Below are 15,736 nucleotides of genomic sequence, written 5' to 3'. Positions count from 1 at the left end.
GTTCCTTGTTAGGATTGTTGCGATAGGATTATTGCTGACTCAAAGGATAGGAAAAGGGATATGAAAAATTTCATTATGTTAGCTGTAGGCGCAGCAGTTTCATTCAATGTGTTAGCCGCTGAAGTTTTTACTGTGCCAACGGATACGAAGGCTAGCTATACGGTCTTAGAGAAGACGCGTACCGGTGATATGGCTACGATAACAACCAAGAGAGAGGGACCATCTGGAGTGTCATATTCTAAGCGCTTGTACGACTGTACGGCCTCGACAGTCAAGTATCTTGGAAGCGGTGACACTATCGAGCAAATGAATGGCTCAGCACCAGATCCAAATATGGCACCTATAATTGACCGTTCAATTGCATACTATGTTGGTCAGAAAGCCTGCCGATAACCATAGCTTCATATCAGTTGATATAAATTGAGTATTCCGCTAACCCGCACAATGCGGGTTTTTTTGTGCCAGTTAACAGGCGGCACAGAACGCACACTGTACGCATTGCAATGCTCAGATACCACACGAGACACCTCAATAGGATCAAATGCACAGCGAAGCACTGACGGCTCTACATGCTGACAAAAAAATACTTCACAGACAAAAACGGCACTACACCGCACCCGCCTGCGGTTTCTGGATCGATAAAATTTTTCAGTTTTCTTTTTCTACAAACCAGAGCGCCAGACAGCGCCAGTTCTGGCGGCTTGCGGGAAATCTCCAACTGAAAAGATTGAAAGGAATTTCAGTGATTTTCATTTTCATGGAACAGGTGAGGATCTGATTGAAATCATAACTATCAGATAATTAATGATATTTTTGATATTTGGTGAGGAGGGTAGATCAAATATTATGAGACGAGACACTTCAAGCATAACCCGCAAGGTGAGAGGTGATGCGGGTTTGGCAGAAGAAAAGAGCTTATGAAAAACTGAAAAGTATATCCGTGTCAGGCTATTCTTGATTTTATTGGTGCATGTTATGGATGCAATTTGCCAAGTCGTTCCAAAGCCCTCTCTTCATTAAATTGACCGAGTATGTAACTCTTAATTTCTACTCCTACTTTCTCACATATGTAGGGGTAATGATGCTCAGTGATGTAGAACTGTATATTGCAGTTATCAATAAATTCATCAACTTCATATGTTTCGTACTTAATCACTGGAGCGTAATTATATCTATTTTGATAAATAACTAAAGGTATGTTAAATATATGTTCTTCGTCAAAAGTGACCTTTTGAAATTTTTTCATTAACATTTTTAGACCGTCAGGGTTGAAATCAAACAAACTATCAACTTCTTTTCGATGTTTTAATTCAAATAACTTTGTTACTACTTCTTTATATATCGGGTTAATAGTGCAGAAAGTGGTTTTTTCATCTAGCCTATGTAGCGGTATTACAATTTTGCTTTCAAGAAGTCCCATGAATGCCTTATTGTGTTCGGATTCGTGATATGCTTCCAAAGCAATTGTGCAATCGTTATCTTTAAGCTTCAACATAATGTTATGGGCTTTGTACGAATAATCGTTGAAACTACTTTTGAGTAACTCTATTTTTCTGTGGATATTTATCTCTTTTTCCTTTTCTTGTTTTTGGAGTTCTAATTTATTTTTTCTATTTTGTATTCTTTTTTTCGTAAAGTTGAAAGCCAAGTCTAATGAGTTGAATAGAATGGATGAAGTTAAAGCCCCCATTGAAAAACCAATTACTGTTATTAAACCTAATGACAGTTCGCTAGGTAAGTTAAATGGGGTTAGCATTGGAGCAATAAAAACCCAGCAGAGAATAATCGAACCAGCGATTATTAATAGCCTTAATGATGATCTAAATGAAACAAGATTTGTTAGGTGTGATAAAACCGTTGCTAATGGGTCAGCCATTGATTCCTCCTCATTTTGCAACAAGCTATCATATTTGTAATTGTTAAGCATCAGCGAGTAAGCGTAACGCACTTCATAAATCGTAATTGTACCAATCGCTTGCGACATTTTTGAGTCATTGTGATGTTTTTATATTGTTATTGTATTGATTTTTCTGCGTTTATTTAAAATATACAAGCTATATTATATAGCTATTGCTAAAACGTTAATTTTTTGTGCCCACGCAACTCTGGTTTACAATGAGCGCTCTCTAATCAGATGCCGTTAACGCGTCACAGTAACGAGGAAGCAGAATGAGTCGTCGCGCAGGTACGCCAACAACAAAAAAAGTGACGCAATTGGTGAATGTCGAAGAACACGTTGAAGGATTTCGTCAGGTCCGGGAGGCGCATCGCCGCGAGCTGATTGATGACTACGTAGAGCTGATTTCCGATCTCATTATTGAGGTAGGTGAAGCGCGCCAGGTGGACATGGCTGCCCGACTCGGGGTTTCCCAGCCGACGGTTGCCAAAATGTTGAAGCGCCTTGCTTCCGTCGGGTTGATTGAAATGATCCCCTGGCGCGGTGTGTTTTTAACCGCAGAAGGCGAACGTCTGGCCCAGGAGAGCCGGGAGCGTCATCAGATTGTGGAAAATTTCCTGTTGATGTTAGGTATCAGCCCGGAAATTGCCCGCCGTGACGCAGAGGGAATGGAGCACCACGTCAGTAAGGAAACGCTGGAGGCTTTTAGCCGTTTTACGCAACAGCAAGGATCTGGCTCTGAATGAGTTTTCCTTTACTACGCGCCTTGCAGCGCGATCGTTTTTTCCAGCTGTTAATCATCGTCGGGGTTGTACTGAGCGTGTTCACACCATTTACGCCCCGTTCCTGGCCTGGAGCGATTGACTGGCACACCATTATTACGCTTAGCGGCCTGATGTTACTGACCAAAGGCGTTGAATTAAGCGGTTACTTCGATGTGTTAGGGCGCAAGATGACCCGCCGCTTTCACACTGAACGCCAATTGGCGATATTTATGGTGCTGGCGGCGGCGCTGCTGTCGACGTTTCTGACCAACGATGTTGCGTTGTTTATTGTTGTCCCGCTGACCATCACCCTGAAAAAATTGTGCGCCATTCCGGTGAATCGCCTGATTATCTTTGAGGCGCTGGCGGTAAACGCCGGATCGTTGCTGACGCCAATCGGCAATCCGCAAAATATCCTGATGTGGGGGCGCTCCGGGTTGTCATTTACCGCGTTTACCTGGCAAATGGCGCCGCTCGCGGGTGCCATGATGTTGACGCTGGTGGTGCTGTGCTGGTTCAGTTTCCCGAACAAAGCATTGCACTATCATACCGGGACGCGCGCGCCGGCCTGGCAACCACGCCTGGTGTGGAGCTGTCTCGCGCTGTATATCATCTTTCTGACGGCGCTGGAGTTAAAACAAGAGCTGTGGGGTCTGGCGATTGTGGCGGCGGGGTTCATGGTTCTGGCGCGTCGCGTCATCCTCAGCGTGGACTGGACGCTGCTGCTGGTATTTATGGCGATGTTTATCGATGTGTATTTGCTGACGCAGCTACCGGCATTGCAGGGGATAACCCACCAGATTGGCACGCTCTCAGCGCCGGGTCTCTGGTTGACGGCCATTGGCCTGTCGCAGTTTATCAGTAATGTTCCCAGTACGATTTTGTTGCTGAACTACGTTCCGCCGACGCTGCTGTTGGCCTGGGCGGTTAATGTGGGTGGGTTTGGTCTGCTGCCGGGATCGCTGGCGAATCTTATCGCTTTACGCATGGCAAACGATCGACGGATCTGGTGGCGTTTTCATTGGTATTCGTTGCCGATGCTGATATGGGCGGCGCTGGTAGGGTATGTTTTGCTGCAGATGATGTAATTGATATGGTGTGCCGGATGGCGGCTGGCGCCTGATCCGGCCTACTGCGTTGGTAGGCCCGATAAGCGTAGCGCCATCGGGCATGTATAGCAGATTAGTTCAGACGAACCGGCATACCAGAACGGTTCTGTACCGCCTGCTCAACGACGGACTGATCGACATCAGACTGACCGGTGACGCTGGTAATGCTCTTGTTCAGCGTAATCGGTACGATTTCCCCGCCTTCAAACTGTGCTTCCGTGGTGGACAGCGGGTTGTGTACCTCGATGTAGCGGCTGCCGTCTGGTTCGGTAGTGGCTTTCACCGGCTCATCGATAAACTGTACGCGAGTGCCGACCGGCACATTTTCAAACAGGAATTTGATGTCGTCGTTACGCAGACGGACACAACCGTGGCTGACACGTAAACCAACGCCGAAGTTAGCATTGGTGCCGTGAATAGCATACAGACGGCCGATATACAGTGCGTACAGCCCCATCGGGTTATCCGGGCCTGCCGGAACCACGGCCGGCAGCGGTTCGCCCGCAGCGCGGTATTCCGCATGCATTTTCGCCGTTGGCGTCCAGGTTGGGCCCGCTTTCTTACGTTCTACTTTGGTGGTCCAGTTGATTGGCGTGTCTTTGCCTAACTGGCCGATACCGATCGGCAGAACGATAACGGTGTTGGTGCCTTTCGGGTAGTAGTACAGACGCATTTCAGCGCTGTTGATAACAATACCTTCATGCACGGTATCCGGCAGGATCAACTGCTGAGGAATGTTCAGTACGGTGCCGCCCTTCGGCAGGAAAGTATCCACGCCAGGGTTCGCTTCCAGCATGTTAGACAGACCCATCTGATATTCTGCCGCAAAATACTCCAGCGGTTGGGTATTGCCTTCAGGAATGGTGATGACCTGGTTTTGGCCAATCAAACGGCTACCATCGGTAGGCAGCGGGTACGTGACGGCTGAGGCAGTGTTGCAAAAACCAACTACCGCAAGTGCCGCCGCGAAAAGCGTTGTCAATTTCATATTCATCTTCATGTATGCGAGATTCAGTGCCAGGCAGGCGAGTGGGTTGAGATTTATGTAGTGTTGGGCACGCATTATATGTGCAATCTGAGCAACAAGGAATTCGGATGTGTACTAAATCACATTTTTTTCCTTTTGCTTTCACTTTCCCCCTTCAGCATGAAGGGGCGATCTTATCGTAGACTTATGGCATAATAAGCGGTTTGTCACATATTTCTTTCTCTTTCAGGATACGCCAGTGTTAGTTTCCAGCAACGTCACAATATAGTTTCAAAGCAACTAATTTTGCTGTGAATTTAGAGTTGGTTTGAAAGTGATGGTATTATGTTGATAAGACGAATATAAGGTTAGATCCTTCGATTAATTAGCTACAATTTTGAATATACGAAAGGAGCATTTCGTGGTTTTTGGGAATAGGCATCAACCTGATACGGAACCAGAAGAGCCTGTAAGTGTGGGGATACCAACAGCTGTTCCCAAGGGGAATTCTGGACGCAAATCATTCTCAAATCTTCGCAGAGAGCTAACTGATGAGGAGCTTAGCTCTGCTGCGGTACAACGAATGTTGCTTGATGAGATTGAAAGATTAGATGGTGAATGCAATGATTTGCGTGTGATTCGCGATAAGTTTCATACATCCGATAAACTTGTAGGAGTATTAGAAGAAAAATTCAAAACAAAAATTGCTTTGGAAATAATGCATGTGACATGTTTTCTAATTTCAGGCTCTGCCTTTGGATATGCCACTTCAAACTGGTCAACTCAGCCGACTGCCGCTGTGCTCGCGTTAGCTTTTGGTAGTGTGCTCACTGTCGGGGGGATAGCTGCAAAGGTGGTCAAGCCATGAAAGTTAATATTACAGCAATTCGCGAACCTGGAAACTTAGATAAGGAACGAATTGTCATTCGAGTTGACAGTTCATGCAATATTGGAGAGTTTATACTGCTACAAACGGGATTTGAGAATGAGTCGGTAAACACTGGTATTTACGAAACATTTTGGTTTCCGGATAAACCTGTTCGCGCTGGCGATCTTGTTGTCGTATATACAAAAGCAGGAAAAAGTAGTGAAAAGAAAAGTAATGATGCAACATCACATTTTTTCTATATAGGGAAAGCGATTCCTATTTGGAATAGAAATGAACAAAGCGCGGTACTTATGCATGCACCTGAGTGGCAAAGTTTTCAGGCTGTGCTTTAGTTTTTAAAAAGAAAATAATTAATGGGCGATTTTAATCGCCCGTATTGCCTGTGAATAACTTGAAGATTATTTACATTTTGCGTCTGTTTCCTGATTGAACAATTGATGTGATAATCTTTTCTTGCTTCTTGAGTTGTTCAGCAAACCAACGCTGATCAGTCACGTTTCCTTGTACGATTACACGAGCATCAATAGGCTGAGTCTTAGACTCGCTTTGATTATTCAAGAAGTCTTTCAAATCTCCGTTAGTTCTCTGATCAACGACTCTTTCACCACCATCAAGCAGCCATGTTCCTTCTCTTGGAATTTCAGAAATGCCATCGTGAGCCATACCAGTCATATTCACAGATTTCATGGACATAACTTGTCCTAAAACTTGCGCATAACTTGATGCGGCTAATGCGTATCCCAAAGGACCAGGATAAGTTGCCATTGCTTTAGTTGCAGATTGATATGCGTTTAACATACCATTTGCGATAGCTGTTCCTTTAGCTACTGCAAACGCAGCTTGAGCGGCTTTAGAGTTTTCACCCGAAATACCGGAAATAACACCAGCCATGCCTTGAGCAAAACCGTTATACATTCCCATTTTCGTTTGAATTTCCATCATAGCAATATTTTCAGACTGAACAGAATAAGCCTTGTCTAGTCGTCTTTTTTGCTCTAAAAATTGTTCATGCGACAAAAGTCCAGATTCGTACATTTTCTGATTCTGTTCTCTGAACCTTTCGAACTGTTGATTTAATGCTTCTTGCTCTAATGCCATTCTTTCTTCATCAGTTGCGAAACCAATTGAATTCAAGTTCTGCATATTCACCTGATTAGCATCGATCTCTTTAATTGCTTTCATCTTCTCTTGATGTGCAATTTGGAGATTCTCTAACTGTTCGTTGTATTGCTGTTCTGAAATCAAGTTCTGTTGACGTTTAATATCCAGTTCTTGCTTTTGAATATCGAACATTTGATTCATCGACTGAGTGATAATGCCAATGTCAGCAGGATTAGCCTTAAGACTGTCGGAGAATTCTTTTGACGAGTTAATCAATAGAGAATTACGACGTTCTAGGAATTGCTCCTGTGAGATTATCCCTTTGTCTCTTAGTTCTTGAAGCTTTGTTAGTGCTTGCTGAGTCTGATTAATCTGAGAAGCATATGAACGTCCTTCTTGAGCAATAACCGCAACGTCTAACTGTTTCAGAGATTCAACTGCCTGAGCACGATCAGCCATCATTTTGTCATAATCAGCTTTGGCTTTAGCCATTGCAGCTTTACGTTCCCTTTCGGCTTTATCAGCAGCAGATTTTCTTTCACGTTCAGCTTTATCAGCAGCGTCTTTTTCTTTCTTCGCTTTTTCTTCTAAGACTTTCTGGCGAGCCTTATTTGCCATCGTTTCTTGTTCAGCTAAACGAACTAGCTGATTAACTTGTTTTTTAAGCAACTTGGCATTTTCTGCAATAAACGCCTGACGCTTTTCAATTTCGATTGCTTCAACAGACTTTCCGATATTCTGCACTTGACCAGAGGACATACCAGAAGGAGTTATACCCTTTTTGTTATTCTCTCTTAGCCATTTCGCAAAAGACGTTTCACTCCAATCAATACCATCCATCCACTCATAAAGATTGTTAAATTCACGAACTAATGGACTAGCAGCTTCGACCGTGAATTCATTAGTTGCTTTCTTCAAAGAATTCATGTTTCTTTCATATTCTTTGAATTCGTCGGCAACGTCTTGAGTAATTGAAACTGTTTGACCTTGAATTGCGTTTAATGCGTCTTGGGTATTAGAAAAATTCTGTAATGTTGAAATCAAATGAGAACCATCAGACGCCATTGATTCCATTGCGTTAGTAATTTCAGCAGATGATTTACCAGCGGCTCTTAATTGATAGAACGTGTCGATTAATGCTTTAATACCACCTTCGGCATCACCAGCATATTTTGCATAATCTTCAAGTTTTAAACCCCATTCTTCTAAGTCGTCGGCAATACCACCACCGCCAGCTCTCAAAGAATCACCGAGTTTATCCATTGCGTCTTTGTTTAAATCACCGAATTTCTCAACGTCCATTCCGGTAGCTTTGAACGTTGATTGCAACTGTTGAAGCATTTCAATAGAAACGCCAGTTGTTGTGTTAACCTGATTTAATACGTTAACAGTTTCAGCAGCTTTATTAATTGCAGCAAAACCAGCACCTGCAACTAACCCCGCTGCACCCAATGCGCGTAACGCAGGGGACATACTTTGAATCGTGCTGAGACCATCGCTGAGACCATTTAGTGGACCTGTGAAATTACTAAAAAGACCCTGAGCGGCTGAATCAAGTTTATTCAGTTCGTCCATAGAGTCTTTTACAGCAGTAGACAGTCCTTTATTATCTCCGCGAATCTCAACATCATAACGAGAATTCGCCATTATTATTTCCTATTTTTAGCTTTTGCTTTCGCAAGAAGTTTCGGGTCGAACATAGATTCCATTTTCTTTCTGTTGGCTTCTGCGGCTTTTTTCTGTTCTTCTTCCAGTTCTTCAGGAGATTTAAAAACTTTATCCTTGATGAACATGAAATCTTTCAGTTTTAATTTCTTCGAACCTTCTTTTGTAATATTTGGATTATTAGCAAAAACAGAAAATGCTATATGCGCTTGATGTAAGTCATTTACAGCAGGACCTTGAGGTTCAATGAAAGTTTCATATATCCACAGTTCATAGAAATCCTTAATACTCATATCCAGAATTTCACGTTCGGTAAAACCTCTACGCAACATGGTTCTGAATTTGAATATTTTATAAGGATTCTGCCTTAATTCTTTTCCACAGCGTGAGTTTCTTCTTTCATAACAGAAGCAGCAGAAACAGCAGCAGAAAGTTGAGCGCGAACGGTGGTATAAAGTTGTTTGACTTGTTCGATATTTTCAAAAACAGGGGATCCGTCTTCGTTCTCAATGCATTTCAGAATCATATTATCGGTCTGGTCTTCCATAAAAAAGAATTTACCAAATTCTTCAACGGTCATTGCGCGAACATAAAATTTAAAACCTTTGATTTCTACAACTTCTCGTTTTGCTCCGAGAGCGGCGATCATTTCTTCGAATTTCATTTCTTAATCCTATAGTTAATTTAAATGTTTACTTTATTTATGCCGAAAAAGGAGCTATCACGAAGATAACTCCTTTTGATTACTCGATGAATTGGAAGAAATATCCAATCATTCTGAATCCTTTATGAATATATTCTTGCTGAAAAATACAAACAGCATTTTGTTCAAAGAAAGGACCATTGATTTCTACGATTTCATTATTCTTGAAATGATAACGAGGTTTCTTTTTCTGAGTGCTAACAATAAAAACGTTTTGGTCGTTTTGAAGATTCCTTTTTATACGAGTTTCTTTCACCAGTTCAAAGCTATAAGGAATAGTCATCGACTCTGGATTGTGCTCTTTGATAAAAATAGAATCGAGTTCGTCAACACGATATGTTTCAAAATCATTTAAGTTCATTTTGTCTCCTTTTCTTTTATTTAGTAGCAACACGACGAACCGTTTTTATGATGTCATTACCAATATCAGTCCAAGAACCAATAGATTTCTTACGAGTTTGATGACGTTTGAAAATAGCAATAACTCTTTTGTTCTGTTTTTTAACATTTGTCTTAATCAGAATCGTTCTGTTAATACCATCTTTCTTTTGTTTGACTGCCTCTAGGTTTCTACGAGTTTTTAATCCTGGAATGTTACCGAACTGGTTAGTCGAACCTCTTACCCCTGTTGGAACATATTTGTTAATCGGACTGTTATCATCTATCAAGTGTGAAAGATAATTCGCCTGAACGTCTTTGATAAAGATTCTGTTAGTTGTTCCTTCTTTATCAATCTTAAATCTGAACCCAACGGCGTTCTTGGTGAAATTCACAGGTCCTTCAACACGTCGATTAATCTTTCGTTGTAACTCAACAGAAGCGAGTTTAGACGCTTTAGTTACTCTTTTAGAGAACTGATCAGATTCTTTTATTCGCCATTTGTCTAAGTCTTTTTTAACTCCACCAAGTTTCGCCATTACATACTCCCAAATGAAACAATTGCAAAGATATATTTCATAGCTTCATCAAGAGGAACGATAGGAAGAACTATTCCGAAGAAACTCAATGCACACGGAACAACGATGTAATTATAAACAGCCATTGCAATCATCGCGTAAATGAATTTCTTTTTAAAGTCCCCTGTCATTGCTGGAAGTTTCTTGAATGCAGCTTTCATTTTTTCAATCATACTTCACCTTTAAATTTTGTTTGTACAAGTTAATGAGAGATTTTTTATCACCAACTGGATTTATGTCCTCTGCTAATAAAGTCTCTTTCATTTGCTTTAACGTCATTTTCGAAAAGCGCTTTGATAGGTCTGTTACAAGTTGAGGATGAATAGGATTTTTAGAATTATCTTTTTCGAGATAAGTTACCAATCTTTTTAAAAAATCAATATATTCGATGTGCTTCGCTAAACCTGAATACATGAATTGATGTTTTAATCTGCCCTCAAGGACGTTTGCCTGTGCGAGTAATAATCCTCGGCATCGTCCAGCTTGAGAACCATCAAGAGCGTGGTCATGGTCTAAATGGGCTTTATTAACATCGGTAATTTCTATCCCAGTTAAAGCACATCTTTTATTTTGTTTATCAAAAAGGGTTTTCTTGTAATTATTTATTTCTTTTCGTTTCACTGTCTATCACCGCTAATCGAATTTCGATTTCTCTAATTCGATTGTCTATACTTTTCATATCACCTTTAAACTCCTTAAACGAATCACGAACGTTGGTTAATTCAGTATTTGCGTTTGAATCGGTCGCACTATTAAGAGCAACGCTTTTCTCGATTTCAGATAGTCTCTGTTCGATTTTTAAAGCGTCGGCTTCCATTGCGTTCTTTTGAGACCAAATCCATCCAAAGCCAGCGCATAGCAGTCCCGCGAAAGAAATGATGGCTTCAACACCCATTTTCTTTCTCCTTTTAAGACCTCCATGTCTTATTTAGAAAAACGGATTTGGGGGAAAGAAATCAAACTTTACTGATAAAATAAACTGCCCTTGAGGCTTCTGCTCGGTTTAATTCGACCGTATAAGTTAAATCAACAGCTTGTCCCGCTTCGATGTATGCGACACCACCGTTTGAACCGTTTAGAGATTGAGATTGAACGTAAACAACTTCTTGGCCGTTTGAGAGTCTTAACCACGCTTTGCCACCACCCCAACCAGTACCACCAGAATAAGTTCTTCCGGCGATTGCAACGTTAGGAATAGCAATCATTCTTCTCCAACCAACAGCAGGAATATGAACAGATCCCCACGGATCGACAAATCCCATTTTGATAACGTCACCTTCGATTCTGTCAGCGTAAACAGTCCCTGTGAAATAACCAGAACCACCTCTGATTTCTCCTGAGAAATAACCAGAATCAGCTTGAATATTTCCTTTAACTGTAACGTTTTGGAATGAAGCCCAACCATCTTTTCTAATTGTCCATCCTTGAGTACCACCGGAAGGAACCCAGTTATCAGAGGATATTTCCCAGGCAATTTGTGCTGAACCGATTTGAGCATTACCAATTTTCGCTGTTGTAATAGCACCGTCTTGAATCTGCGCGTTATTAATTGCAGCATTAGCAATTTTGGCATTATCAATTGCAGCATTAGCAATTTGAGCATTACCGATCGAAGCATTGCGAATCATCGCGCTTTGTAAATAAACTCTATCATCTGCGACCATGAACGGTGGAACAGCATTAGGAGCAGTGTTATTATTTGTTATAGCAATCTTATCAGCGTTAAAAATAATGCTTGAGGCTTTATTTCCCGCAGCGTCCTTAGATGCCAACATACTAATACCAGCTACGACACCATCGGCGTTTGTAGAAACAGCCCATTTACTGTTAACAGTTCCTGCTAAATCGTCAACGCTTGCTTTTGCTTCGGTAGAAACAGTCGCGACCATATCCGTAGTTTCAGCTTTTAATTGGCTGATTTGTGAAGCTGTTGCAGCACGATCATCCGCTTGGGTTTTCTCAACTTCGGTTATAGCAGAGTTTAACTTACCGTCAAAATCAGCCGTTTGAATCGTAATAGCCTGATTGATAGCGCCTTGCGTTTCATTCGTTATCTGAGTATGCAACGTTGTATTAGACGTGCTGATCTTCTGATCAATCTCGGTTGTTACTTCCTGCTTAGTTGATGTTATCTGAGTATCGGTATAAGCATTTGCGAGTTCTAAAGCGTCCTCGATAGCACCATCAACTCGTTGGTCTAAATCAAGCAAGTCGTTTAACTGGTCTTTCATATCTTCTGTCCATGGAATATCCCATTTCATGTTGATATAAACTGATTCAGTCCAAACTAATTGGTCTTGTCCGAAAACGTCATACCATGCAGCTCGAACATAATATTCACCGTCAACTAACGGGAAGTTTTCAATGAACTGGCTAGAACTCAACTGAACTTGATTAATGTCAGTGAATTCAGGATTATTTGAAACTTGAATAACAGTTCCAGAATAATCAGGTGCAACACTCATTGGATCGTTCCAAGAACACATCAATAATCCAGGACCATTCGAAGCAGTAAAACCGATTATTGCAGGAGCTTGATTATTTCTTACGATTAATTCAGTAGGTTCAGATCTTAAACCTGAATAACCAACAGCAGTGATTTCAAATTTAATTTCACGACTGATACCGTTTTGCTGGTTCATTCGTAAATCATAAATGAAGCTCAAATCTTTAGTTCTGTATACAACAGGTCTTTGTCCAGTGATTTTGATTTCGTAATACTGAAATACTTGTTCGAAAGTCTGTTGAACGCCGTCAACTTCGAATTTCTCTGAACTCTGATTATCCCATGCAAATTCAAATTGCGTTTGTTGCGTAACGTTGTTATTAAACTCAGAGTTAACAAGTCTTAGACCACGAACTTTAGGCAGATTATAAACGACATCAGGGTTAACATTCATTGAATAAACCCATTCAGACGTATAGAAAACACCAGAAGCACAAACACGAATATCATATTTCTGCAATGGGTCCATGTTCATAATCAAGTAAGAATTTCCTGATGTGAATCCTGCTTGAGTCCATTGGTTTGTTCCTGCAACTGCATATTGAATATAAAAACCTGAACGGTTAAAATCTTGCTCTGAATTCCATGAAACTTTAAAAGTTCTTCCTAAAGCTGTTTCTGAAACGCTTGAAACTTTAAGATTCGTAGAAGCAATCAAGTATCCTTTGTTTGGTACGTTTGAACCGTTGTTATTAGGATCTTTCGCATAGTCTAAATCGGTATAAACTTCTTCAATATATTCAGTAGCTGTGATGTTAACGATACCAGCAACGCCCTTATTCATTGAACGACTAACGTTAGTAACGCGCCATAACGAATCTTGCAAATTTAATTCATCAAAGTTAACTCTGATAACATCCCAAACTTGAATAGTATAGGAATCAGGAGAACTAAAGCTGATAATCTGTTTTAACAGTGATTTGTTACGTTCGATTGAAGCAAGTTTGTCCAATTGGTCTTTAGATTTCACAAAACGATAATTAACATCTTTCGCGATAATACGTTTATCATATTGAATTGTTTTGTCGGTCGTCACGTCAGATGGATAACGAAGAACTTGCTCGGAATAATCGATTGCAGGATCTTGATATTTCACGTTCAGCGTATTGTAATATTCCTCTGAACCACCTGAATTCAACGAAACTGAACCAGCAGAAATATTTTCTTCATCGAAATCAAATGAAACAACATCAGGACCATCGATTTTGCAATAAACTTGTCCGAATGATTCGAAAATCATTCCGTTAAAAGCACCTGCAAGCTGAGTTAAGTTTTCTTTAAACGTTGCGTTAGGGTCTGTTGCACCATCGGAAAATAGTTGATTGCTTAAAGCATAATTTGCAGCAGCTTTAAAACTATCAAGGTTAATTTTATCAAGTGAAACTCCTAATCCGTATCGTTCGTTCGTCAGATAATCGACAATCTGACTTGCACCGTTGCGAGATGGAACGATTTGTCCCGTGTTTAAGTCAGTAATCAAACGTCCTCTAACATCAACAGCGACCTGACTGTTAGGTTGTAGGATATCAGCTTGGTTTTGTAAGTCTGAATTTCGTTTCTGCATTACGATACAGCAAGAAGCGACACCGTTACCTGTAGCAGAAACAGGCCAGCCACTTGGGTCATTTCCTAAGTATTGTTCAGCAAGTTTGAAATGATGACCTTGTTCTTTACCAACAGAGAATTCAACTTGCACATAGTCTTGATATTGAGAAACGATTGAACCTCTTGAAACAATTCCATCACGATAAACGGCATCATTCAGAATACGCTTGTTATCGATATAAAGGTTTTTAAAGCTATCAACTTCACCTTCGGCAATTGCAAAAATTTGCACCAAATAAGTCGTATCATTTCCTACAGCATCCCAAACGTTAATTGTTCCTGTGCGTTGTTCACCGTAGATAATCGGTAATACAGTTGAAGGATCAGACGTTGTTCCTAATGTTGTTGCGGTATCACTTGTATTAAATCGAGGAACAGTTGGTTGCATAGCTGTTGACATTAAAGCGGAAACAGCAGCAACAGCAACACCAATACCGATTGAAATAGCTAATGCCATCCCAGCGGCATAAGCAGCAAGACCAGCAGAAGCACCAGCGATGATTGCACCAATTGCGACAATAGCCATTATTTTCTCCTGTTAAAAATTAATTCGTATTCAAAATCTTTTACGTTTATCAAAGCGTATTTGTTGTTGTGTTCAATAATTGCTTTGTCGTTAAAGACAATCGACGCAACGTAATAAACTCGGCGTCTGTATGTTTTTTTAATTAAGACAATTGACCCTGTTTCGATAATGTTTGATTTTTCGAAATGCTTTTCACAAGCTTCTAAAACGTTATTAAAACCTGTAAGTTCTTTGCAGTGTTTTAAACCCGATTGAACAGAGTCATATTTGGAAATAAGTTTGCTTGCGTAATCTGTTCCGCAAGTCATATCGATATATTCAGCGACAAGGATATTACAGTCGTTTTGACCGTATTTGTGTTCTTTGTTGATATAACGATTTAATAATTTTGATAAGTCAGCTTGAAATTTAAACATTTTAAGATTCACCTCTGACTTTATTTAGAGCCAAAAAAAGACCCCGTTAGGAGTCTTTTAAGATTGAACAATAAAACGATTAGCCTTCTGGAGTTGGAGCAGTCAAATCAACCAAAGCTTCGGCAATTGGACCACCATCAACACTCAGAGTCATAGCCTGTGCAGCAACTTCTGATTCACCACCGGAATAAGTAGCGCTTGACAGGAAACCGTTATACATTTTTGCAACACCGATTTCTTTAGAAGCATCCATCCAATAAACGATTTTGAACTGACCACGTTTACCATCTTCCGCAAGCTTATAAAGCTGATCATGAATAGACCCAGGAATATAGTTAACAGTCAAATCGATATCAGGAACAGAACCACGACCAACCAGTTTACGGCTGTATTTGTGAGTAAAGTTAGGAGCAACGATTACCTCACGTTCGATACCAGTCGTAGGAAATGCGCCAACTTCAGGAACTTCTACGAATTTCTCTGAGTCGATATCTTTGTTCAATACGTCAGAGTTGAAAAATACACTGACGTAAGAGCCAGCGAAAATATCATATGCTTTATCAGCCATTTTAAATATCCTTTATTAAGTAATAACGTTATTATTTAGATGAAAGGGACTTTCGTCCCTTTTT

Annotated in this window: 19 protein-coding genes; 6 read left to right on the top strand and 13 right to left on the bottom strand. The window is 40.7% G+C overall.

The window, feature by feature from the left end:
- Positions 1-60 precede the first annotated feature (60 nt).
- Together AC534G_RS16845 and AC534G_RS16840 are read left to right on the top strand one after the other, a co-directional pair.
- Positions 61-393: a hypothetical protein gene (locus AC534G_RS16845; protein ID WP_001738742.1), complete on the top strand. Its 333-nt coding sequence runs from the start codon at positions 61-63 to the stop codon at positions 391-393.
- A 148-nt stretch (positions 394-541) separates the two neighbouring features.
- On the top strand, positions 542-778 hold the full coding sequence (locus AC534G_RS16840; protein WP_199966266.1) for a hypothetical protein: 237 nt from the start codon (positions 542-544) through the stop codon (positions 776-778).
- 195 nt (positions 779-973) lie between these two features.
- Here the strand turns inward: AC534G_RS16840 and AC534G_RS16835 are convergent, their stop codons facing one another.
- Entirely contained in the window at positions 974-1,984 is a 1,011-nt protein-coding gene (locus AC534G_RS16835; protein ID WP_233618222.1) for a hypothetical protein, read from the bottom strand.
- 185 nt (positions 1,985-2,169) lie between these two features.
- Here AC534G_RS16835 and mntR point away from each other — a divergent pair, with 185 nt between their 5' ends.
- Both mntR and AC534G_RS16825 read left to right on the top strand, forming a co-directional pair.
- A complete protein-coding gene (gene mntR, locus AC534G_RS16830) occupies positions 2,170-2,643 on the top strand; it encodes a manganese-binding transcriptional regulator MntR (RefSeq protein WP_038639127.1) in 474 nt (157 codons plus the stop codon).
- Positions 2,640-3,749 carry an anion transporter gene (locus AC534G_RS16825; RefSeq protein WP_038639130.1) on the top strand — a complete coding sequence of 370 codons (1,110 nt, stop codon included), beginning with the start codon at positions 2,640-2,642 and terminating at the stop codon, positions 3,747-3,749. The genes mntR and AC534G_RS16825 overlap by 4 nt, the downstream gene beginning before the upstream one ends.
- Positions 3,750-3,843: 94 nt before the next feature.
- On the opposite strand, the gene ldtB is transcribed toward AC534G_RS16825, so the two are convergent.
- Positions 3,844-4,764, bottom strand: coding sequence for a L,D-transpeptidase (ldtB, locus tag AC534G_RS16820; RefSeq protein ID WP_038643088.1), 921 nt, complete (start codon positions 4,762-4,764; stop codon positions 3,844-3,846).
- A gap of 394 nt (positions 4,765-5,158) precedes the next feature.
- Here ldtB and AC534G_RS16815 point away from each other — a divergent pair, with 394 nt between their 5' ends.
- Together AC534G_RS16815 and AC534G_RS16810 are read left to right on the top strand one after the other, a co-directional pair.
- Positions 5,159-5,605, top strand: coding sequence for a hypothetical protein (locus AC534G_RS16815; protein WP_033878385.1), 447 nt, complete (start codon positions 5,159-5,161; stop codon positions 5,603-5,605).
- On the top strand, positions 5,602-5,958 hold the full coding sequence (locus tag AC534G_RS16810; protein ID WP_033878387.1) for a hypothetical protein: 357 nt from the start codon (positions 5,602-5,604) through the stop codon (positions 5,956-5,958). Before AC534G_RS16815 ends, AC534G_RS16810 begins: the two co-directional genes overlap by 4 nt.
- 70 nt (positions 5,959-6,028) lie before the next feature.
- On the opposite strand, the gene AC534G_RS16805 is transcribed toward AC534G_RS16810, so the two are convergent.
- The 11 genes from AC534G_RS16805 to AC534G_RS16755 all read right to left on the bottom strand — a co-directional run bounded on the left by AC534G_RS16805 (position 6,029) and on the right by AC534G_RS16755 (position 15,672).
- On the bottom strand, positions 6,029-8,374 hold the full coding sequence (locus AC534G_RS16805; protein ID WP_033878389.1) for an SHOCT domain-containing protein: 2,346 nt from the start codon (positions 8,372-8,374) through the stop codon (positions 6,029-6,031).
- A gap of 2 nt (positions 8,375-8,376) precedes the next feature.
- Positions 8,377-8,685 carry a hypothetical protein gene (locus AC534G_RS16800; RefSeq protein WP_128969887.1) on the bottom strand — a complete coding sequence of 103 codons (309 nt, stop codon included), beginning with the start codon at positions 8,683-8,685 and terminating at the stop codon, positions 8,377-8,379.
- A 74-nt stretch (positions 8,686-8,759) separates the two neighbouring features.
- Positions 8,760-9,056 (bottom strand): hypothetical protein, encoded by a 297-nt coding sequence (locus AC534G_RS16795; protein ID WP_033878393.1) that lies wholly within the window; start codon positions 9,054-9,056, stop codon positions 8,760-8,762.
- A 79-nt stretch (positions 9,057-9,135) separates the two neighbouring features.
- A complete protein-coding gene (locus AC534G_RS16790; protein ID WP_033878395.1) occupies positions 9,136-9,456 on the bottom strand; it encodes a hypothetical protein in 321 nt (106 codons plus the stop codon).
- 16 nt (positions 9,457-9,472) lie between these two features.
- Positions 9,473-10,012 (bottom strand): hypothetical protein, encoded by a 540-nt coding sequence (locus AC534G_RS16785; protein WP_033878396.1) that lies wholly within the window; start codon positions 10,010-10,012, stop codon positions 9,473-9,475.
- Positions 10,012-10,224 carry a hypothetical protein gene (locus tag AC534G_RS16780; RefSeq protein WP_033878397.1) on the bottom strand — a complete coding sequence of 71 codons (213 nt, stop codon included), beginning with the start codon at positions 10,222-10,224 and terminating at the stop codon, positions 10,012-10,014. The genes AC534G_RS16785 and AC534G_RS16780 overlap by 1 nt, the downstream gene beginning before the upstream one ends.
- Positions 10,217-10,672: an endonuclease domain-containing protein gene (locus AC534G_RS16775; protein WP_033878398.1), complete on the bottom strand. Its 456-nt coding sequence runs from the start codon at positions 10,670-10,672 to the stop codon at positions 10,217-10,219. Before AC534G_RS16775 ends, AC534G_RS16780 begins: the two co-directional genes overlap by 8 nt.
- Entirely contained in the window at positions 10,650-10,946 is a 297-nt protein-coding gene (locus AC534G_RS16770; RefSeq protein ID WP_033878400.1) for a hypothetical protein, read from the bottom strand. Before AC534G_RS16770 ends, AC534G_RS16775 begins: the two co-directional genes overlap by 23 nt.
- 61 nt (positions 10,947-11,007) lie before the next feature.
- The gene (locus tag AC534G_RS16765; RefSeq protein ID WP_496594433.1) at positions 11,008-14,688 is read right to left on the bottom strand and encodes a phage tail tip fiber protein; all 3,681 of its coding nucleotides are present in this window, start codon (positions 14,686-14,688) and stop codon (positions 11,008-11,010) included.
- Positions 14,688-15,104 carry a DUF6950 family protein gene (locus AC534G_RS16760; RefSeq protein ID WP_033878401.1) on the bottom strand — a complete coding sequence of 139 codons (417 nt, stop codon included), beginning with the start codon at positions 15,102-15,104 and terminating at the stop codon, positions 14,688-14,690. The genes AC534G_RS16765 and AC534G_RS16760 overlap by 1 nt, the downstream gene beginning before the upstream one ends.
- A gap of 79 nt (positions 15,105-15,183) precedes the next feature.
- Complete coding sequence (locus AC534G_RS16755; RefSeq protein ID WP_033878402.1) at positions 15,184-15,672, bottom strand: hypothetical protein; 489 nt, start codon at positions 15,670-15,672, stop codon at positions 15,184-15,186.
- Positions 15,673-15,736 lie beyond the last annotated feature (64 nt).

Source organism: Citrobacter sp. CRE-46, from assembly GCF_059615875.1.
This window is presented reverse-complemented; position numbering and strand designations above follow the sequence as displayed.